The organism is Streptomyces sp. NPDC002520 (genome assembly GCF_053595235.1).
The window spans coordinates 155,287-172,841 of sequence record NZ_JBSFXG010000009.1 but is presented as its reverse complement, the minus strand read 5'-3'; the positions used below and the strand labels follow the sequence as shown (position 1 = coordinate 172,841).

The 17,555-nt window shown below is 69.3% G+C and carries 13 protein-coding genes and 1 tRNA gene; 8 read left to right on the top strand and 6 right to left on the bottom strand.

Annotated elements, in window-relative coordinates; genetic code table 11:
• Positions 1-167 precede the first annotated feature (167 nt).
• From ACWD5D_RS15775 to ACWD5D_RS15755, 5 genes are all read left to right on the top strand, one after another.
• The gene (locus ACWD5D_RS15775) at positions 168-1,400 is read left to right on the top strand and encodes a branched-chain amino acid ABC transporter substrate-binding protein (RefSeq protein ID WP_451373248.1); all 1,233 of its coding nucleotides are present in this window, start codon (positions 168-170) and stop codon (positions 1,398-1,400) included.
• A gap of 109 nt (positions 1,401-1,509) precedes the next feature.
• Complete coding sequence (locus tag ACWD5D_RS15770; RefSeq protein WP_451373247.1) at positions 1,510-2,442, top strand: branched-chain amino acid ABC transporter permease; 933 nt, start codon at positions 1,510-1,512, stop codon at positions 2,440-2,442.
• A 5-nt stretch (positions 2,443-2,447) separates the two neighbouring features.
• Positions 2,448-4,280: a branched-chain amino acid ABC transporter permease gene (locus tag ACWD5D_RS15765; protein ID WP_451373246.1), complete on the top strand. Its 1,833-nt coding sequence runs from the start codon at positions 2,448-2,450 to the stop codon at positions 4,278-4,280.
• Between the two features lie 5 nt (positions 4,281-4,285).
• Entirely contained in the window at positions 4,286-5,212 is a 927-nt protein-coding gene (locus ACWD5D_RS15760) for an ABC transporter ATP-binding protein (RefSeq protein WP_451373338.1), read from the top strand.
• Positions 5,209-5,925 (top strand): ABC transporter ATP-binding protein, encoded by a 717-nt coding sequence (locus ACWD5D_RS15755; RefSeq protein WP_451373245.1) that lies wholly within the window; start codon positions 5,209-5,211, stop codon positions 5,923-5,925. The genes ACWD5D_RS15760 and ACWD5D_RS15755 overlap by 4 nt, the downstream gene beginning before the upstream one ends.
• 69 nt (positions 5,926-5,994) lie before the next feature.
• Here ACWD5D_RS15755 and ACWD5D_RS15750 read toward each other — a convergent pair whose 3' ends face one another.
• Positions 5,995-6,651 (bottom strand): ANTAR domain-containing response regulator, encoded by a 657-nt coding sequence (locus tag ACWD5D_RS15750; protein WP_451373244.1) that lies wholly within the window; start codon positions 6,649-6,651, stop codon positions 5,995-5,997.
• A gap of 92 nt (positions 6,652-6,743) precedes the next feature.
• Here ACWD5D_RS15750 and ACWD5D_RS15745 point away from each other — a divergent pair.
• Both ACWD5D_RS15745 and ACWD5D_RS15740 read left to right on the top strand, forming a co-directional pair.
• Positions 6,744-6,826, top strand: a tRNA-Leu gene (locus ACWD5D_RS15745).
• Positions 6,827-6,906: 80 nt separating this feature from the next.
• The gene (locus ACWD5D_RS15740) at positions 6,907-7,695 is read left to right on the top strand and encodes a helix-turn-helix domain-containing protein (RefSeq protein ID WP_451373243.1); all 789 of its coding nucleotides are present in this window, start codon (positions 6,907-6,909) and stop codon (positions 7,693-7,695) included.
• Positions 7,696-7,708: 13 nt separating this feature from the next.
• Here ACWD5D_RS15740 and pyk read toward each other — a convergent pair whose 3' ends face one another.
• Positions 7,709-9,145, bottom strand: a complete 1,437-nt coding sequence (gene pyk / locus ACWD5D_RS15735) for a pyruvate kinase (RefSeq protein WP_451373242.1) — start codon at positions 9,143-9,145, stop codon at positions 7,709-7,711.
• Between the two features lie 316 nt (positions 9,146-9,461).
• Here pyk and ACWD5D_RS15730 point away from each other — a divergent pair, with 316 nt between their 5' ends.
• Entirely contained in the window at positions 9,462-11,273 is a 1,812-nt protein-coding gene (locus ACWD5D_RS15730; RefSeq protein WP_451373241.1) for a bifunctional metallophosphatase/5'-nucleotidase, read from the top strand.
• 21 nt (positions 11,274-11,294) lie between these two features.
• Here the strand turns inward: ACWD5D_RS15730 and ACWD5D_RS15725 are convergent, their stop codons facing one another.
• From ACWD5D_RS15725 to ACWD5D_RS15710, 4 genes are all read right to left on the bottom strand, one after another.
• Positions 11,295-12,689, bottom strand: a complete 1,395-nt coding sequence (locus ACWD5D_RS15725; RefSeq protein ID WP_451373240.1) for a lysine N(6)-hydroxylase/L-ornithine N(5)-oxygenase family protein — start codon at positions 12,687-12,689, stop codon at positions 11,295-11,297.
• On the bottom strand, positions 12,686-14,044 hold the full coding sequence (locus ACWD5D_RS15720) for a pyridoxal phosphate-dependent decarboxylase family protein (RefSeq protein ID WP_451373239.1): 1,359 nt from the start codon (positions 14,042-14,044) through the stop codon (positions 12,686-12,688). The genes ACWD5D_RS15725 and ACWD5D_RS15720 overlap by 4 nt, the downstream gene beginning before the upstream one ends.
• A gap of 286 nt (positions 14,045-14,330) precedes the next feature.
• Entirely contained in the window at positions 14,331-16,811 is a 2,481-nt protein-coding gene (gene pepN / locus ACWD5D_RS15715; RefSeq protein ID WP_451373238.1) for an aminopeptidase N, read from the bottom strand.
• Positions 16,812-17,168: 357 nt separating this feature from the next.
• Positions 17,169-17,525: a chorismate mutase gene (locus ACWD5D_RS15710; protein ID WP_451373237.1), complete on the bottom strand. Its 357-nt coding sequence runs from the start codon at positions 17,523-17,525 to the stop codon at positions 17,169-17,171.
• Positions 17,526-17,555: the final 30 nt, after the last annotated feature.

Below are 17,555 nucleotides of genomic sequence, written 5' to 3'. Positions count from 1 at the left end.
CTCGTGTCATAACAAGAGCGTCACAGCCTTGGCCAAGCCCTCCTCCACGTTCCCCGCACACGCCTAGAGTCACGGCCAGTCACCGCGCAGTCGGATTCCCACTTCCGCGAGGCGCGCGACTCGACCGCTTCCACGGGGATGCGGTCGTCGATCGGAAAGGACTGATCGTGCGTCAACGCTCTCTCATCGCCATCACCGCCGCCCTGGCGGCGGGTGCACTCACCCTCACCGCCTGCGGCTCGCGCGACAAGGGATCGGATTCGGGCAACGGCGGAGGCGGCACCACCGTCACCATCGGCATCGACGCCCCGCTGACCGGCGACCTGTCCGCCCTCGGCCTGGGCATCCGGAACTCCGTGGACCTCGCAACCAAGCAGGCCAACAAGAAGAACTACGTCAAGGGCGTGACCTTCAAGGTCCAGGCCCTCGACGACCAGGGCCAGCCCTCCTCGGGCCAGACGAACGCCACCAAGTTCGTCGGCGACACGGGCGTCCTCGGCGTGGTCGGTCCGCTGAACTCCTCCGTCGCCCAGTCGATGCAGAAGGTCTTCGACGACGCGAAGCTGGTCGAGGTCTCCCCGGCCAACACCAGCCCGGACCTGACCCAGGGCCCCAACTGGCGGACCTCGAAGTCGCGCCAGTACAAGTCGTACTTCCGCACCGCGACCACGGACGCCATCCAGGGCCCGTTCGCCGCCCAGTACATCTACAACAAGGCCAAGAAGACCAAGGCCTTCGTCATCGACGACAAGAAGACCTACGGCGCCGGCCTCGCCGGGACCTTCAGCGACGAGTTCAAGAAGCTCGGCGGCAAGGTCGTCGGCACCGAGCACATCAACCCCGACACCAAGGACTTCTCCGCGGTCGCCACCAAGGTGAAGAACTCCGGCGCCGAGGTGGTCTACTACGGCGGCGAGTACCCGCAGGCCGGCCCGCTCAGCAAGCAGATCAAGGCCGCAGGCGCCAAGATCCCGCTGGTCGGCGGTGACGGCGTCTACAGCGCCGACTTCATCAAGCTGGCCGGCGCCTCCGGCACCGGTGACCTCGCCACCTCGGTCGGCGCGCCGGTCGAGACGCTCGACTCCGCCAAGGAGTTCGTCGCCAACTACAAGACCGCGGGCTACAAGGAGGCGTACGAGGCGTACGGCGGTTACTCCTACGACTCGGCCTGGGCGATCATCGAGGCCGTGAAGAAGGTCGTCGACGACAACGGCGGCAAGCTGCCGTCCGACGCCCGCGCGAAGGTCACCGCGGCGATGCAGAACGTCTCCTTCGACGGTGTGACCGGCAAGGTCTCCTTCGACGAGTACGGTGACGCGACCAACAAGCAGCTCACCGTCTACTCCGTCAAGAGCGGTGCCTGGGCTGCTGTGGAGTCCGGCACCTACAACGGCGGCTGACCACACCCGCACCTGCCGAGCCGCGCGGGGCGCTGTTCCACTGGCGCCCCGCGCGCACTCGCATCCGGCCACATCCGTCGAACTTTCCGAACGTCTCGGAGGACTTGCGGTGAACGAACTGCCGCAGCAGCTGGTCAACGGCCTGCTACTGGGATCCATGTACGGGCTGGTCGCCATCGGCTACACAATGGTCTATGGCATTGTCCAGCTCATCAACTTCGCCCACGGCGAGATCTTCATGACCGGTGCGTTCGGCGCACTCACGGTCTACGCATACATACTTCCCGACGGCACCTCGATGTGGGTGGCCCTGCCCCTGATGCTCGTCGGCGCCGTCCTCGTCGCCGTCACCATCGCCGTCGGAGCCGAACGGTTCGCCTACCGCCCCCTGCGCAGCGCCCCCCGCCTCGCGCCCCTCATCACCGCCATCGGCCTCTCCCTCGCCCTCCAGCAGGCGGTGTGGGCCTGGTACCCGGGCGCCAAGTCCGCCCGCACCTTCCCGAGCATCCCGGGCGGCCCCTTCGAGATCGGCAACGTCACCATCCAGACCGGCGACATCTTCCTGGTCATCGCGGCCCCCCTCAGCATGGCGTTCCTCGCCTACTTCGTGATGCGCACCCGTACCGGGCGCGGCATGCAGGCCACCGCCCAGGACCCGGACACCGCGAAGCTGATGGGCGTCAACACCGACCGCATCATCGTGGTCGCGTTCGCCCTCGGCGCCACCTTCGCCGCCGTCGGATCCGTGGCCTACGGCCTCAAGTACGGCCAGATCGACTTCCGCATGGGCTTCATCCTCGGCCTGAAGGCCTTCACCGCGGCCGTCCTCGGCGGCATCGGCAACATCTACGGCGCCATGCTCGGCGGCCTCGTCCTCGGTGTGGCCGAGGCGCTGTCCACCGCGTACATCTCGGACATCCCCGGCATGGACAAGTTCGGCAGCCAGTCCTGGGCAGACGTCTGGGCGTTCGTACTCCTCATCCTCGTACTGCTGTTCAGGCCACAAGGCCTGCTCGGCGAGCGCGTCGCGGACAGGGCGTGACACCGATGACCACACAGACCACCACATCCGACACCCCGGAGACCCCGAGCGCTCCCGGAACCGGCGCGTCCGGCCTGATCGGCCTGCCCGCCCCGCTCGGACGAGCCCTCGCCACCGGCGGCGGCATCCTGACGATCGTCTCCACGTTCCTCGCCTGGACCTGGACCGCCGACTTCCCCGGCGACCTCACCGTCTACGGCTACCCGGGCGGCCTCCAGGTCCTCGTCCTCATCGGCGGCATCCTCACCACCCTCTTCGGCCTCGCCTCCTACGGCATCAAGGCCCTCAAGTGGCTGACTCCCGGCAGCGCTGACAGCGCCCTGAAAACAGCCACGCTCGGCACCTTCGCCACCGCCTGGTACACCGTCATCGCCATCAGCAGCGAACTCGGTGGCGTCGTGAACCTGGAACCCGGCGGCTTCATCGCCGCCCTCGCCACACTGGCCGCCCTGCTCGGCGCGCTGTCCCTGCCGTTCGAACGACCGGCGCCGGAACTCACCGACCCCGACGACACCGGCTGGGAGCAGTTCCTCCACGGCATGCGCCAGAACTGGAGCGTCTTCAAGGCGGCCTTCGCCCCCAAGACCCCGGCCCCGGCGCACCCACTGCCCGCCTACGCCGAAATCCTCGTCATCGTCGCCGCCATGGCCCTCGGCCTGACCGTCTTCACCTACGGCATCGGCACCGAGTACGACGAACTGTTCATCGGCTTCCTCCTCACCGCCGGCTTCGGCTTCGGCGCCCTCTCCAAGGCCGGGCTCGTGGCCCGGGTCTCGGCGATCACCGCGCGCCACCGCAACATCACCATGACCGGTGCCTTCCTCGCCGCGGCCGCCTTCCCCTTCACCCAGTCCAACGACCAGTACGCGACGATCGGCGTCTACATCCTGATCTTCGCCACCGTCGCACTCGGCCTGAACATCGTCGTAGGCCTCGCCGGCCTCCTCGACCTCGGCTACGTCGCCTTCCTCGGCGTCGGCGCCTACACCGCGGCCCTCGTCTCCGGCTCGCCGTCCTCGCCGCTGCACGTCAACCTGCCGTTCTGGGCCTCCGCGCTGTGCGGCGCCGCCGTCGCCATGGTCTTCGGCGTCCTCATCGGCGCCCCCACCCTGCGCCTGCGCGGCGACTACCTCGCCATCGTCACCCTCGGCTTCGGAGAGATCTTCCGCATCACCGTCCTCAACATGGACGGCACCTCCGGCCCCGACGTCACCAACGGCTCCAACGGCATCTCCTCGATCCCGAACCTGAACATCCTCGGCTTCGACTTCGGCCAGGAACACCAGCTCCTCGGCGCCACCGTCGGCCGGTTCGCGAACTACTTCCTGCTGATGCTGCTCATCACCCTCATCGTCGTCGTGGTGTTCCGGCGCAGCAGCGACTCCCGCATCGGCCGCGCCTGGATCGCCATCCGCGAGGACGAGACCGCCGCACTCGCCATGGGCATCAACGGCTTCCGAGTCAAGCTCATCGCCTTCGCCCTCGGCGCCTGCATGGCCGGCCTCGCCGGCTCCGTCCAGGCCCACGTCACCTACACCGTGACCCCCGAGCAGTACCAGTTCGCCCACGTCGTACCGCCCAACTCGGCCTTCCTGCTGGCCGCAGTGGTCCTCGGCGGCATGGGCACCATCTCCGGCCCGCTCGTCGGCGCCGCACTGCTGTACCTGATCCCCGCCAAGCTCCAGTTCCTGGGCGACTACCAGCTCCTCGCCTTCGGCGTCGCGCTCGTACTGCTGATGCGCTTCCGCCCCGAGGGCCTCATCCCCAACCGGCGCCGCCAGCTCGAATTCCACGAAGAGGCAGAAGCGCCCGCCGTCCTCAGCAAGGCAGGGGCGTGACCACCATGACCACCGACACCACCACCCAGGACGCCGCCCCCGGCGCCTCCACCCCCGGCGAGGTCGTACTCGACGCCCGCGGCGTCACCATGCGCTTCGGCGGCCTGACCGCCGTCCGAGGCGTCAACCTCACCGTCAACAGCGGCGAAATCGTCGGCCTCATCGGCCCCAACGGCGCCGGCAAGACCACCTTCTTCAACTGCCTCACCGGCCTGTACATCCCCACCGAGGGCGAAGTCCGCTACAAAGGCAACGTCCTGCCGCCCAAGTCCTTCAAGGTCACCGCGGCCGGCATCGCCCGCACCTTCCAGAACATCCGCCTGTTCGCCAACATGACGGTCATGGAGAACGTGCTCGTCGGCCGCCACACCCGCACCAAGGAAGGCCTCTGGTCCGCCCTCCTGCGCGGCCCCGGCTTCCACAAGGCCGAAGCCGCCTCCCGCGCCCGCGCCATGGAACTCCTGGCATTCGTAGGCCTGGAGAAGAAGGCCGAGCACCTGGCCCGCAACCTCCCCTACGGCGAACAGCGCAAGCTGGAGATCGCCCGCGCACTGGCCAGCGAACCCGGCCTGCTGCTCCTCGACGAGCCCACCGCCGGCATGAACCCCCAGGAGACCCGCACCACCGAGGAACTCGTCTTCGCCATCCGGGACATGGGCATCGCCGTCCTCGTCATCGAGCACGACATGCGCTTCATCTTCAACCTCTGCGACCGCGTCGCCGTCCTCGTACAGGGCGAGAAGCTCATCGAAGGCGACAGCTCGACCGTGCAGGGCGACGAACGAGTCGTCGCCGCCTACCTCGGCGAACCCTTCGAGAACGCCCCCGGCGACGAAGAGGCCGCCGAGGTCGAGGCCGCCGAGGCACAGGCCGCCGAGGCACAGGCCGAGGCCACCACGGACGCCGCGCCCGGCAAGGAGAACGACCGATGACCACACTGCTCGAAGTCGAGGACCTGAGAGTCGCCTACGGCAAGATCGAAGCCGTCAAGGGCATCTCCTTCAAGGTCGAGGCCGGCCAGGTCGTCACCCTCATCGGCACCAACGGCGCCGGCAAGACCACCACCCTGCGCACCCTCTCCGGCCTCCTCAAGCCGGTCGGCGGACAGATCAAATTCAACGGCAAGTCACTCAAGAAGGTCCCCGCCCACCAAGTGGTCTCGCTGGGCCTCGCCCACTCCCCCGAGGGCCGGCACATCTTCCCCCGCATGACCATCGAGGACAACCTGCGCCTCGGCGCGTTCCTGCGCAACGACAAGCCCGGCATCGACAAGGACATCCAGCGCGCCTACGACCTCTTCCCCATCCTCGGGGAACGCAGGAAGCAGGCCGCCGGCACCCTCTCCGGCGGTGAGCAGCAGATGCTGGCGATGGGCCGCGCCCTGATGTCCCAGCCGAAACTGCTCATGCTCGACGAACCCTCCATGGGGCTGTCGCCGATCATGATGCAGAAGATCATGGCGACGATCGCCGAGCTGAAGTCCCAGGGCACGACGATCCTGCTGGTCGAGCAGAACGCCCAGGCGGCACTCTCGCTCGCCGACCACGGCCACGTCATGGAGGTCGGCAGCATCGTCCTGTCCGGCACCGGCCAGGACCTGCTCCACGACGAGTCCGTACGCAAGGCCTACCTCGGCGAGGACTGATCACCGCACACGACGAGGCCCGCGCCCCCTCTCCTCCGGGGCGCGGGCCTCGTCGTACGACAGCGGCACTCAGTCCTTCTTGGCGGCCTTCTTCTCCTCGCTGTCCGCGATGACCGCCTCCGCGACCTGCTGCATCGACATCCGACGGTCCATCGACGTCTTCTGGATCCAACGGAACGCCGCCGGCTCCGTCAGGCCGTACTCCGTCTGCAGGACGGACTTCGCACGGTCGACCAGCTTGCGCGTCTCCAGCCGCAGGGTGAGGTCGGCGACCTCCTGCTCCAGCTGCTTCAGCTCCGTGAACCGGGAGACGGCCATCTCGATCGCCGGGACCACATCGGTCTTGCTGAACGGCTTCACCAGATACGCCATCGCACCGGCGTCACGGGCCCGCTCCACGAGGTCGCGCTGCGAGAACGCCGTCAGCATCAGCACCGGCGCGATGGACTCCTCGGCGATCTTCTCGGCCGCGGAAATACCGTCCAGCTTGGGCATCTTCACGTCGAGGATCACGAGGTCCGGCCGGTGCTCGCGGGCCAGCTCGATCGCCCGCTCACCGTCCCCGGCCTCGCCGACGACGGTGTACCCCTCCTCCTCCAGCATCTCCTTGAGATCCAGCCGGATCAGGGCCTCGTCCTCGGCGATGACGACACGGGTCGTCAGCGGAGGCACGTGCGACTTGTCGTCGTCGGGCGCGTCTACGGGCTGGGGCGACTCGGCGGTCACGGAGGCTCCTCTTTCAGGCAGGGGCACTGCTTTTAAGCAGGGTACCCAGCGGCGGGGACGGGCAGTGAACCGGTACACTCACGAAGTGCCCGGCCGGGTTGGCGGAATGGCATACGCTGATGTCTCAAACACATCTGTCCGAAAGGGCGTGCGGGTTCGAATCCCGCACCCGGCACCTGTAAGCGGAGGATCACGTTCGCGTGGTCCTCCGCTTTTTGCTGCCCGCCGTCACGATCAGTGACACAGAGTGACCGCATGAACTTTCATGGCACTGAAGTGCGACAGAAGGCCCTCACACTGCTGCGCGGTGGAGCGAAGAACTCGGTGGTGGCCCGGAAACTCGACGTGCCATTGGGGACCATCAGCTACTGGAAGCATCTGGACAGGGCCAAGCGCGGCGAATGTCCCGGGCGACACAGTCTGCCGTGCCCTCGATGCGAAGGGCGAGAACTCGATGAGGCGGCCTACAGCTACCTGCTTGGCCTCTACCTGGGTGACGGCCACATCAGTCAGTACTCCACACACCGCGTGCCCAACCTCATGATCACCTGCACCGAGTCATGGCCGGGCCTCATGGACGACTGCGAAGCGGCCATGAGGAAAGTGTTCCCCGGCAACTCCGTCTGCCGGGTCCGTAAGACCGGCTGCCGCAACGTAAAGGTGTACTCAAAGCACCTCCACTGCCTCTTCCCCCAGCACGGCCCCGGGAGGAAACACGAGCGCCTGATCGCCCTGGAACTCTGGCAGCAGGAGATCGTCGACGCCCACCCTTGGGAGTTCATCCGCGGCCTCATCCACTCTGACGGATGCCGAATCACCAACTGGACGGAGAGGATGGTCGCCGGCGAGCGCAAGCGCTACGAGTACCCCCGGTACCTCTTCGCCAACAAGTCGGACGACATCCGGCGGCTCTTCACCGACGCACTCGACCTGGTCGGCGTCGAGTGGACCACTCTCGCCCGCGGCAGCGACCCCTTCAACATCTCCGTCGCCCGCAAAGCCTCCGTAGCCCTCATGGACGCCCACGTCGGCCCCAAGTACTGACCCCAGCCCCCCACTACTTCGGGCTGTCGTCCTCGCCGATGTGGTGGACCCGGACCATGTTGGTCGAGCCGGACACGCCGGGAGGCGAACCCGCGGTGATGACCACGACGTCGCCCTTGCGGCAGCGGGCGTACTGCAGGAGCAGTTCGTCCACCTGGTCGACCATCGCGTCGGTGGAGTCGACGTGCGGGCCGAGGAAGGTCTCGACGCCCCAGGTGAGGCTGAGCTGGGAGCGGGTGGCCTGTTCGGGGGTGAAGGCGAGGAGGGGGATCGGGGAGCGGTAGCGGGAGAGGCGGCGGGCGGTGTCTCCCGACTGGGTGAAGGCGACGAGGAATCGCGCGCCGAGGAAGTCGCCCATCTCGGCCGCCGCGCGGGCCACCGCGCCGCCCTGGGTGCGGGGCTTGTTGCGGTCGGTCAGGGGTGGGAGGCCCTTGGCGAGGATGTCCTCTTCGGCGGCCTCGACGATCTTCGCCATGGTGCGCACGGTTTCGATGGGGTATTTGCCGACGCTGGTCTCGCCGGAGAGCATCACGGCGTCGGTGCCGTCGATGACGGCGTTGGCGACGTCGGAGGCCTCGGCGCGGGTCGGGCGGGAGTTGTCGATCATCGAGTCGAGCATCTGGGTGGCGACGATGACGGGTTTGGCGTTGCGCTTGGCGAGTTTGATGGCGCGCTTCTGGACGATGGGGACCTGTTCGAGGGGCATCTCCACGCCGAGGTCGCCGCGGGCGACCATGATGCCGTCGAAGTTGGCGACGATGTCGTCGATCGCGTCGACGGCCTGGGGTTTTTCGATCTTGGCGATCACGGGGAGGCGGCGGCCCTCTTCGTCCATGATGCGGTGGACGTCCTCGACGTCCTTGCCGGTGCGGACGAAGGAGAGGGCGATCACGTCGCAGCCGGTGCGCAGCGCCCAGCGCAGGTCTTCCTCGTCCTTCTTGGAGAGGGCGGGTACGGAGACGGCGACGCCGGGGAGGTTGAGGCCTTTGTGGTCGGAGATGACGCCGCCTTCGACGACGCGGGTGTGGATGCGGGGGCCGTCGACGTTCGTGACTTCCAGGCAGACCTTGCCGTCGTCGACGAGGACGCGTTCGCCGGGGGTGACGTCGGCGGCGAGGCCGGCGTAGGTGGTGCCGCAGGCGTGGCGGTCGCCTTCGACGCCTTCTTCGACGGTGATGGTGAAGGGGTCGCCGCGTTCAAGGAGTACGGGGCCTTCGCTGAAGCGGCCGAGTCGGATCTTCGGGCCTTGAAGATCGGCGAGGATTCCGACGCTGCGGCCGGTTTCGTCGGCGGCCTTTCGCACGCGCTGGTAGCGCTCCTCGTGTTCGGCGTGGGTGCCGTGGCTGAGGTTGAGTCGGGCGACGTCCATTCCGGCGTCGACCAGTGCCTTGATCTGGTCGTACGAGTCGGTGGCGGGGCCCAGAGTGCAGACGATCTTTGCTCGGCGCATGATTCGAGCCTAGGCCTTACCGGTGGGTAGGGATTCGGGGCTACATGTCCACTCAACAACCGTTGAGTAAAGGGTTATTGACAAGTGTTGAATTGTGCAGGACCTCGCTCCTATGAGCGATGTTTTTCGGTCATCCGTTCTGCGCATGCGCATTTCCCACGGCGCCGTAACGGCCGATGTCGACGGAGACCGACGGATGCCGACGGAGGTCGACCGCACAGGTCATCAGATCGCAACCTCACGGACCTGTTGCATTCCGTCGTGAGCGGGTCAGAATCTACGCGCGTCGTTGACCATCCGCTGAGGAGATCCTGAGATGCCGTTGAACCGTCGGAAGTTCCTGCAGAAGTCCGCCGCGACCGGGGCGGGGGTGGCGGTCGCCGGCGCGGCGGCTCCGGCGGCGCAGGCGGCCGAGGCCGCGGAGCCGGCGCGTCCCGCCCACCCGGTGAAGCGGTACGCGCTGACCGTCATGGGCACGACCGACCTGCACGGGCACGTCTTCAACTGGGACTACTTCAAGGACGCGGAGTACGCCGACAAGGCCGGCAACGCGCAGGGGCTGGCCCGCATCTCGACGCTGGTCGACCAGGTCCGTGCGGAGAAGGGCCGTTCCCACACCCTGCTGCTGGACGCGGGTGACACCATCCAGGGCACCCCGCTGACGTACTACTACGCCAAGGTCGACCCGATCACTGCCCAGGGCGGCCCGGTGCACCCGATGGCGCTGGCGATGAACGCGATCGGGTACGACGCGGCGGCGCTCGGCAACCACGAGTTCAACTACGGCATCGAGACCCTGCGCCGGTTCGAGGAGCAGTTGGACTTTCCGCTGCTCGGCGCCAACGCGGTCGACGCGAAGACGCGTCGGCCCGCGTTCCCTCCGTACTTCATCAAGGAGTTCCGCGTGCCCGGCGCCCCGCCGGTGAAGGTCGGGGTCCTCGGTCTGACCAACCCGGGCATCGCGATCTGGGACAAGGCCTACGTGCAGGGCAAGCTGGCCTTCGAGGGTCTGGAGGAGCAGGCGGCGAAGTGGGTTCCGAAGCTGCGTTCGCTGGGCGCCGACGTGGTCGTCGTCTCGGCGCACTCGGGTACGTCGGGCACGTCGTCGTACGGTGACCAGGTTCCCTACGGGGAGAACGCGGCGGCCGATGTGGCCCGTCTGGTCCCGGGCATCGACGCGATCCTGGTGGGGCATGCGCACCTGGAGATCCCGGAGCTGAAGGTCGTCAACGAGCGGACGGGGAAGACGGTCGTCCTGTCGGAGCCGCTGTGCTATGCCGAGCGGCTGACCCTGTTCGACATCGAGCTGGTGTTCAGCAGGGGCCGGTGGGAGGTCGAGTCGGTGTCCGCGTCGCTGCGCGACTCCAGTTCGGTCGCGGACGACCCGAAGATCACCAGGCTGCTGAAGGCGGAGCACGACAAGGTCGTCAGTTACGTCAACCAGGTCGTGGGCCGGGCGACGGAGGCCCTGACGACCGTCGAGGCCCGTTACAAGGACGCCCCGATCATCGATCTGATCACCAGGGTTCAGGAGGACGTGGTCAAGGCCGCGCTGGCGGGTACCGAGTACGCCGCGCTGCCGGTGATCGCGCAGGCCTCGCCGTTCTCGCGGACGTCCGAGATCCCGGCGGGCGACGTGACCATCCGGGATCTGTCGAGCCTGTACGTGTACGACAACACGCTGGTCGCGAAGCTGCTGACGGGGGCGCAGGTGCGGGCGTACCTGGAGTACTCGGCGCAGTACTACGTGCAGACGGCCGCGGGCGTGCCTGTCGACGTGGAGAAGCTGACGAACGCGGGCAACCGTCCGGACTACAACTACGACTACGTCTCGGGCCTGTCGTACGACATCGACATCGCGCAGCCGGCCGGTTCGCGGATCAGGAACCTGGCTTTCCGGGGTGCGGCGCTGGACGACGCGCAGCAGTTCGTGTTCGCGGTGAACAACTACCGTGCCAACGGCGGCGGTGCCTTCCCGCATGTCGCCTCCGCGAAGGAGCTGTGGTCGGAGTCGACGGAGATCCGTACCCGGATCGCGGAGTGGGTGACCGCGAAGGGTGTTCTGGACCCGAGGGACTTCGCGTCGGTGGACTGGAAGCTGACGCGGGACGGCACGCCGGTGTTCTAGTCGTGTTCGGTTCGGTTCGGTTCAGAGCGGCTGCTTGACCTGCCTGGCCCCCGGCACCCGGGCGCCTGCCTCCTGGAGTCCGAAGGTGGTGAAGGCTGTCCGGGTGGCGGGCGGGTAGGGCTCCTTGCCGGTGAGGGAGTTGAGGATGGTGGCGCTGCGCCAGGCGGCGAGGCCGAGGTCGGGGGCGCCGACGCCGTGGGTGTGGAGTTCGGCGTTCTGGACGTAGACGTGGCCGGTGACCGACGGGTCGAGGTCGAGCCGGAAGTCCTCGTCGATGCGGGGGCGTTCGCTGCTGTCGCGGCGCAGGTAGGGGGCGAGTCCGGCGAGGATGCGGTCGAGGGGGCGTTCGCGGTAGCCGGTGGCCAGGACGACCGCGTCGGTGGTGAGGCGGGAGCGGTCGCCCTGCTGGAGGTGCTCCAGGTGGAGTTCGATCCTCGTGGTGGCGGTGCGGGCGGCGGTGCGGACGCGGACGCCGGGGGTGAGGACGGCGTCCGGCCAGCCGCCGTCCAGGGTGCGGCGGTAGAGCTCGTCGTGGATGGCGGCGAGGGTGCCGGCGTCGATGCCCTTGTGCAGTTGCCACTGGGCGGCGACGAGCCGGTCGCGGACGGGTTCGTCGAGGGCGTGGAAGTAGCGGGTGTAGTCCGGGGTGAAGTGTTCGAGGCCGAGTTTGGAGTACTCCATGGGTGCGAACGCCTCGGTGCGGCCGATCCAGTGGAGTTGCTCGTGGCCGGGTGGGCGGTGGCGCAGCAGGTCGAGGAAGACCTCGGCGCCGGACTGTCCGGAGCCGACGACGGTGACGTGTCCGGCGGCGAGGAGGGTGTCGCGGTGGTCGAGGTAGTCGGCGGCGTGCAGGACGGGTAGGGCGGGGGTGTCCACGAGGGGTCTGAGGGGGGCGGGGACGTGGGGGGCGGTGCCGACGCCGAGGACGATGTTGCGGGTGTGGGTGCGGCCCAGTGCCGCGGCCTCGCCGTCGGTGTCGAGCTGGGTGAAGTCGACGTCGAACACGTCGCGTTCGGGGTTCCAGCGGACGGCCTCGACCTGGTGCCGGAAGTGCAGTCCGGGCAGGTGCTGGGAGACCCAGCGGCAGTAGGCGTCGTATTCGGCGCGCTGGATGTGGAAGCGCTCGGCGAAGTAGAAGGGGAAGAGCCGTTCGCGGGTTCTGAGGTAGTTGAGGAAGCTCCAGGGGCTGGTGGGGTCGGCGAGGGTCACCAGGTCGGCGAGGAAGGGCACTTGGAGGGTGGCGCCGTCGATGAGCAGGCCGGGGTGCCAGTCGAAGCCGGGGCGCTGTTCGTAGAAGACGGCGTCGAGTTCGGCGAGCGGGTGGGCGAGGGCGGCGAGGGAGAGGTTGCAGGGGCCGATGCCGATGCCGACGAGGTCGCGTGGGGTGTCGGGTTCGTGGCGTGGGGGGAGGGTCATTCGGGGGTGCTTCCTTCGACGAGTTTCAGCAGGTGGGCCAGGTCGTCCGGCCGGGTGTGGGGGTTGAGGAGGGTGGCCTTGAGCCAGAGCCGGCCGTCGAGCCGGGCCCGGCCGAGGACGGCCCGTCCCTCGTGCAGGAGTCTGCGGCGCAGGGCGGCCACGGTGTCGTCGTTGGCGCCTGTGGGCCGGAACAGGACGGTGCTGATGGTGGGCCGGTCGTACAGTTCGAGGCCGGGGCGGTCCTGGACGAGGTCGGCGAACTCCTGTGCGCGGGCGCAGACCTGGTCGGTGAGGGCGCCGAGGCCGGTGCGGCCGAGGGTCTTGAGGGTGACCGCGATCTTGAGGATGTCGGGCCGGCGGGTGGTGCGCAGGGATCGGTCGAGCAGGTCGGGGAGGCCGGCTTCGGTGTCGTCGTCGGCGTTCAGGTAGTCGGCGCGCTGGTGGAGGGCTGCCGGCTCGTGCGGGCGGGCGACGGCGAGGAGGCCGGCGGCGACCGGTTGCCAGCCGAGTTTGTGCAGGTCGAGGGTGACGGTGTGGGCGGTTTCGAGGCCGGCGAGCTTGGTCCGGTGGCGGTCGCTGAACAGCAGGCCTCCCCCGTAGGCGGCGTCGATGTGCAGGCGGGCGCCGTGGGCTCTGCACAGGTCGGCGATCTCGGGCAGGGGGTCGATGAGCCCGGCGTCGGTGGTGCCGGCGGTCGCGGCGACCAGCAGCGGGCCGGGGAGTGCGGCGAGGGCCTGGTCGAGTGCGACGGGGTCGAGGGTGCCGTTCGGGGAGGGTACGACGACGGGGTCGGGCAGGCCGAGCAGCCAGGCGGCGCGGGGCAGCGAGTGGTGGGCGTTGGCTCCGCAGACCAGTTGGACGGTGCCGCTGTGGGCTTCGCGGGCGAGGAGCAGGGCGAGCTGGTTGGACTCGGTGCCGCCGGTGGTGACGAGTGCGTCGGCCAGGCCGGTGAGCCGGGCGAGGGCGCGGGTGACCTCGGCTTCCAGGGCGGAGGCGGCGGGGGCCTGGTCCCAGGAGTCGAGGGACGGGTTGAGGGCGCTGACGGCGAGGTCGGCGGCGGTTGCGACGGCGAGCGGCGGGCAGTGCAGGTGGGCTGCGCACAGGGGGTCGGCGGGGTCGGCGGCGCCCTCGGCGAGGGTGTGCACGAGGGTGCGCAGGGCGTCGGGGTCGCCGTCGTCGGGCAGGGCGTCCCCGAGGGCGGCTGCGGCCCGTGCGGCGACGTCCTGCGGGCCGCCGGCCGGCAGGGGTCCGCCGCGGGCTCGCGTGCCGCTGTCCAGTGCGTCGAGGACGGTGGCCAGCAGGGGCCGCAGGGCGTCGGGGCCGTCGGGTCCTGAGGCGAGGGGTGGCGTGCGCATGGGCTACTCCTCGGGGCACCCGGTCTTCGGCCGGGTTCGGTTTCCCACCTGCATCACCCGTGCGGCTTTCGTCGTCGGGTGCGGGGGCTTTTGTCGGGGTGTCGGGGCGTGCCCTTCCAGCTTGTACGGGAAGAGGGCTGTGTGTCCGGAAAGCCCAACGATCGGAACCCGGAAGTGGGTACTGCCGTACGGGGAAAACGCGTTGGAGCGGAGCCCCCGGTATGCGGACGGCCGGGCTCCGGCACCCGTGGGTGCCGGAGCCCGGCCGTTCGACGGCGGCTCGGGGTTATTCGCCGCGGACGCGCAACGCGCGTGCCAGGTCGTCGAGTTCGTCGGTCAGTTTGCGGCGGAGGGCGACGACCGGGTCGGCGTCGCGCAGGCAGGCCTCGCCGAGGGCGAGGTTCTCGGCGTCGACGGCGTGGTGCGGGAAGGCCCACTTGCCGGCGGCGACGGCGATGGCGGGGCCGCGGCGGGCGGCGAGCGCGACGACGTCCTGGTAGTAGCGCGGCACGTACTCCCGGACCAGGTCGGCCTGTTCGGGCTGCCAGAAGCCCTGTGCGGTGGCCGTGAAGAGGTAGTTCGAGAGGTCGTCGCCTGCGAACATCGACTCCCAGGCCGCGCGCTTGGCGTCGGGGTCGGGCAGGGCGGCGCGGCAGCGGGCGGCGCCCTCCTGGCCGGTGGCCGACGGGTCGCGTTCGAGCTCGGCGGCGATCGCGGCCTCGTCGGTGGCGCCGAGCACGGCGAGCCGGCCGAGGATGCGCCAGCGCAGTTCGGGGTCGAGTTCCGGGCCGCCGGGCACCGTGCCGTCGGCGAGCCAGGCGGCGATGGTGTCGGGCTGGGCGGCGACGTCGATGAAGTGCCGTACGGCGATCAGGCGCAGGCCCGGGTTGTCGCCGTCCTCGGTGCGGCGCAGCAGGTCGCGGCAGAGGGAGCCGAGGGTGGCGAGGGCGGCCGGGCGGTCCTCCGGCTTGGTGTAGCGGTCGGCCACGTGGGCGGAGGCGAAGGCGAGGACGCCCTGGACGAGGGCCAGGTCGGTCTCCAGGGGGAGGTGGGCGCGGGCCGTCTCCAGGTAGGCGGCGGGCGGGATTTCGCCGTCGCGGACGGCGTCCCTGAGGGCGTTCCAGACGACCGCGCGGGTGAGCGGGTCGGGGAGCCCTGACAGGCCGGTGCGGATCGCCTCGAAGGACTCGGTGTCGAAGCGGACCTTGGCGTAGGTCAGGTCGCCGTCGTTGAGCAGGACGAGTGCGGGGCGCTTGCCGAGGGGCTGCGGGGCGTCCTGCGGGACGTCGAGGTCGACGCGTTCGCGCAGGCAGAGGCGGCCCTCGTCGCCCGGGTCGCGGTCGTAGAGGCCGACGGTGATGCGGTGCGGGCGGCTGCCCGCGCGGTCGACGGTCAGGGTGCGGCCGCCGTCGGCGGACTCGATCACCGGGGTGAGTGTGTCGACGCCGGTGGTGCGCAGCCAGGCGTCGGCCCAGGCGGGCACGTCGCGTTCGGTGGCGGCGGCGAGGGAGTCGATGAAGTCGGCGAGGGTGGCGTTGGCGAAGCGGTGCCGCTTGAAGTGGATGTTGATGCCGGCGAGGAAGTCCTTCTCGCCGAGCCAGGTGACGAGCTGGCGCAGGGCGGAGGCGCCCTTGGCGTAGGAGATGCCGTCGAAGTTGAGCAGCGCGGAGGCGGTGTCGTCGACGTCCTCGGGGGCGACGGGGTGGGTGGAGGGGCGCTGGTCGGCGTCGTAGCCCCAGGCCTTGCGGGTGACGCCGAACTCGACCCAGGGTTCGGTGAAGCGGGTGGCTTCGAGGGTGGTCTGGTAGCCCATGTACTCGGCGAAGGACTCGTTGAGCCAGATGTCGTCGAACCACTTGAGGGTGACGAGGTCGCCGAACCACATGTGGGCCATCTCGTGCGCGATGACCATGGCGCGGGTCTGCCGCTCGGTGTCGGTGACGGCGGAGCGGAAGACGAAGTCGTCGCGGAAGGTGACCAGGCCCGGGTTCTCCATGGCGCCCGCGTTGAACTCGGGGACGAAGGCCTGGTCGTAGGAGTCGAAGGGGTAGGGCTCCTCGAACTTCTCGTGGTAGCGGTCGAAGCAGGCGCGCGTGACGTCGAGGATCTCCTCGGCGTCGGCGTCGAGGTGGGGGGCGAGGGAGCGGCGGCAGTGGATGCCGAAGGGCAGGCCGCGGTGCTCGGTGCGCACGGAGTGGAAGGGGCCTGCGGCGACGGCGACCAGGTAGGTGGAGATCAGCGGGGTCGTGGCGGCTCGCCAGCGGCCCTGGCCGGTGTGTTCGGTGATGCCGTTGGCGAGTACGGTCCAGCTCTCGGGGGCGGTGACGGTGAGGTCGAAGACGGCCTTCAGGTCGGGCTGGTCGAAGGCTGCGAAGACGCGCTGGACGTCGTCCATGAACATCTGCGTGTAGACGTAGGTCTCGCCGTCGGAGGGGTCGGTGAAGCGGTGCATGCCCTCGCCGGTGCGCGAGTAGGTCATGGTCGCGTCGACGTGGAGTTCGTGCTCGCCGGCGGTGAGGTTCTTCAGCGGCAGCCGGCCCTCGTGGAGGGTCTCGGGGTCGAGGGGCCGTCCGTCGAGCGTGACGGCGCGCAGCTCGGCGGGCTTCAGTTCGACGAACGTGTCCCCGTCGGACCGTGCCGTGAAGCGGATCACGGTGCGGGAGCCGAAGGTCTCGTCCCCGGTGGTGAGGTCGAGTTCGACCGTGTAGCGGTGGACGTCGAGGAACTGTGCTCGGAGCTGCGCTTCGTCGCGCGTGAGTACGGACATGCAGGCCATGCTGCCCGATGGCGCGGACAGCGCACAGGGGTGGGGCGGTATGAGGCTTATATCCGCTCCCGCCCGGTCCGCTGTCCGCGTGTCCGCTGTCCGCGTGTCCGCCCCATCCTTGTGCGGTCCGCCGGCCGGCGGACCGCGCACGTCCGCAGTCCGTCCGCCGGCTCCGCGCCGGACTGCGGTCCGCCCGCCGGGTCCGCGCCCGTCCGCGGTCCGCGATCCGCCCGTCGGCCCCGTGCTGCGCGCTCTCCGCCCGTTCGGGGTCAGCCGTCCGGGGTCAGTCGGTCGGTCGGGGTCGGTCGGTCGAGGTCGGTCGGTCGGGGTCGGTCGGGGTCAGTCGGTCAGGGTCGGTCAGGGGCAGTCGGTCGGCGTCGGCTGCCCGTTGGCGGTGTCCTCGGCGATGCGCTCGTGGTGCCGGATCACCTCGGCGACGATGAAGTTCAGGAATTTCTCGGCGAACGCGGGATCGAGCCGGGCGTTCTCGGCAAGGTTGCGCAGCCGGGCGATCTGCCGGGCCTCGCGTGCCGGGTCGGCGGGCGGGAGCTGGTGCACCGCCTTGAGCCGGCCGACCTGCTGAGTGGCCTTGAACCGCTCGGCCAGCATGTGGACGACGGCCGCGTCGATGTTGTCGATGCTCTCGCGCAGCCGCTCCAGCTCCTGGCGGACCGCGGGGTCGACGTCACCGGTACCGGTGTTGCTGATGGTCATGGCCGTCCACCCTAAGGGGCGCGGCGGGTC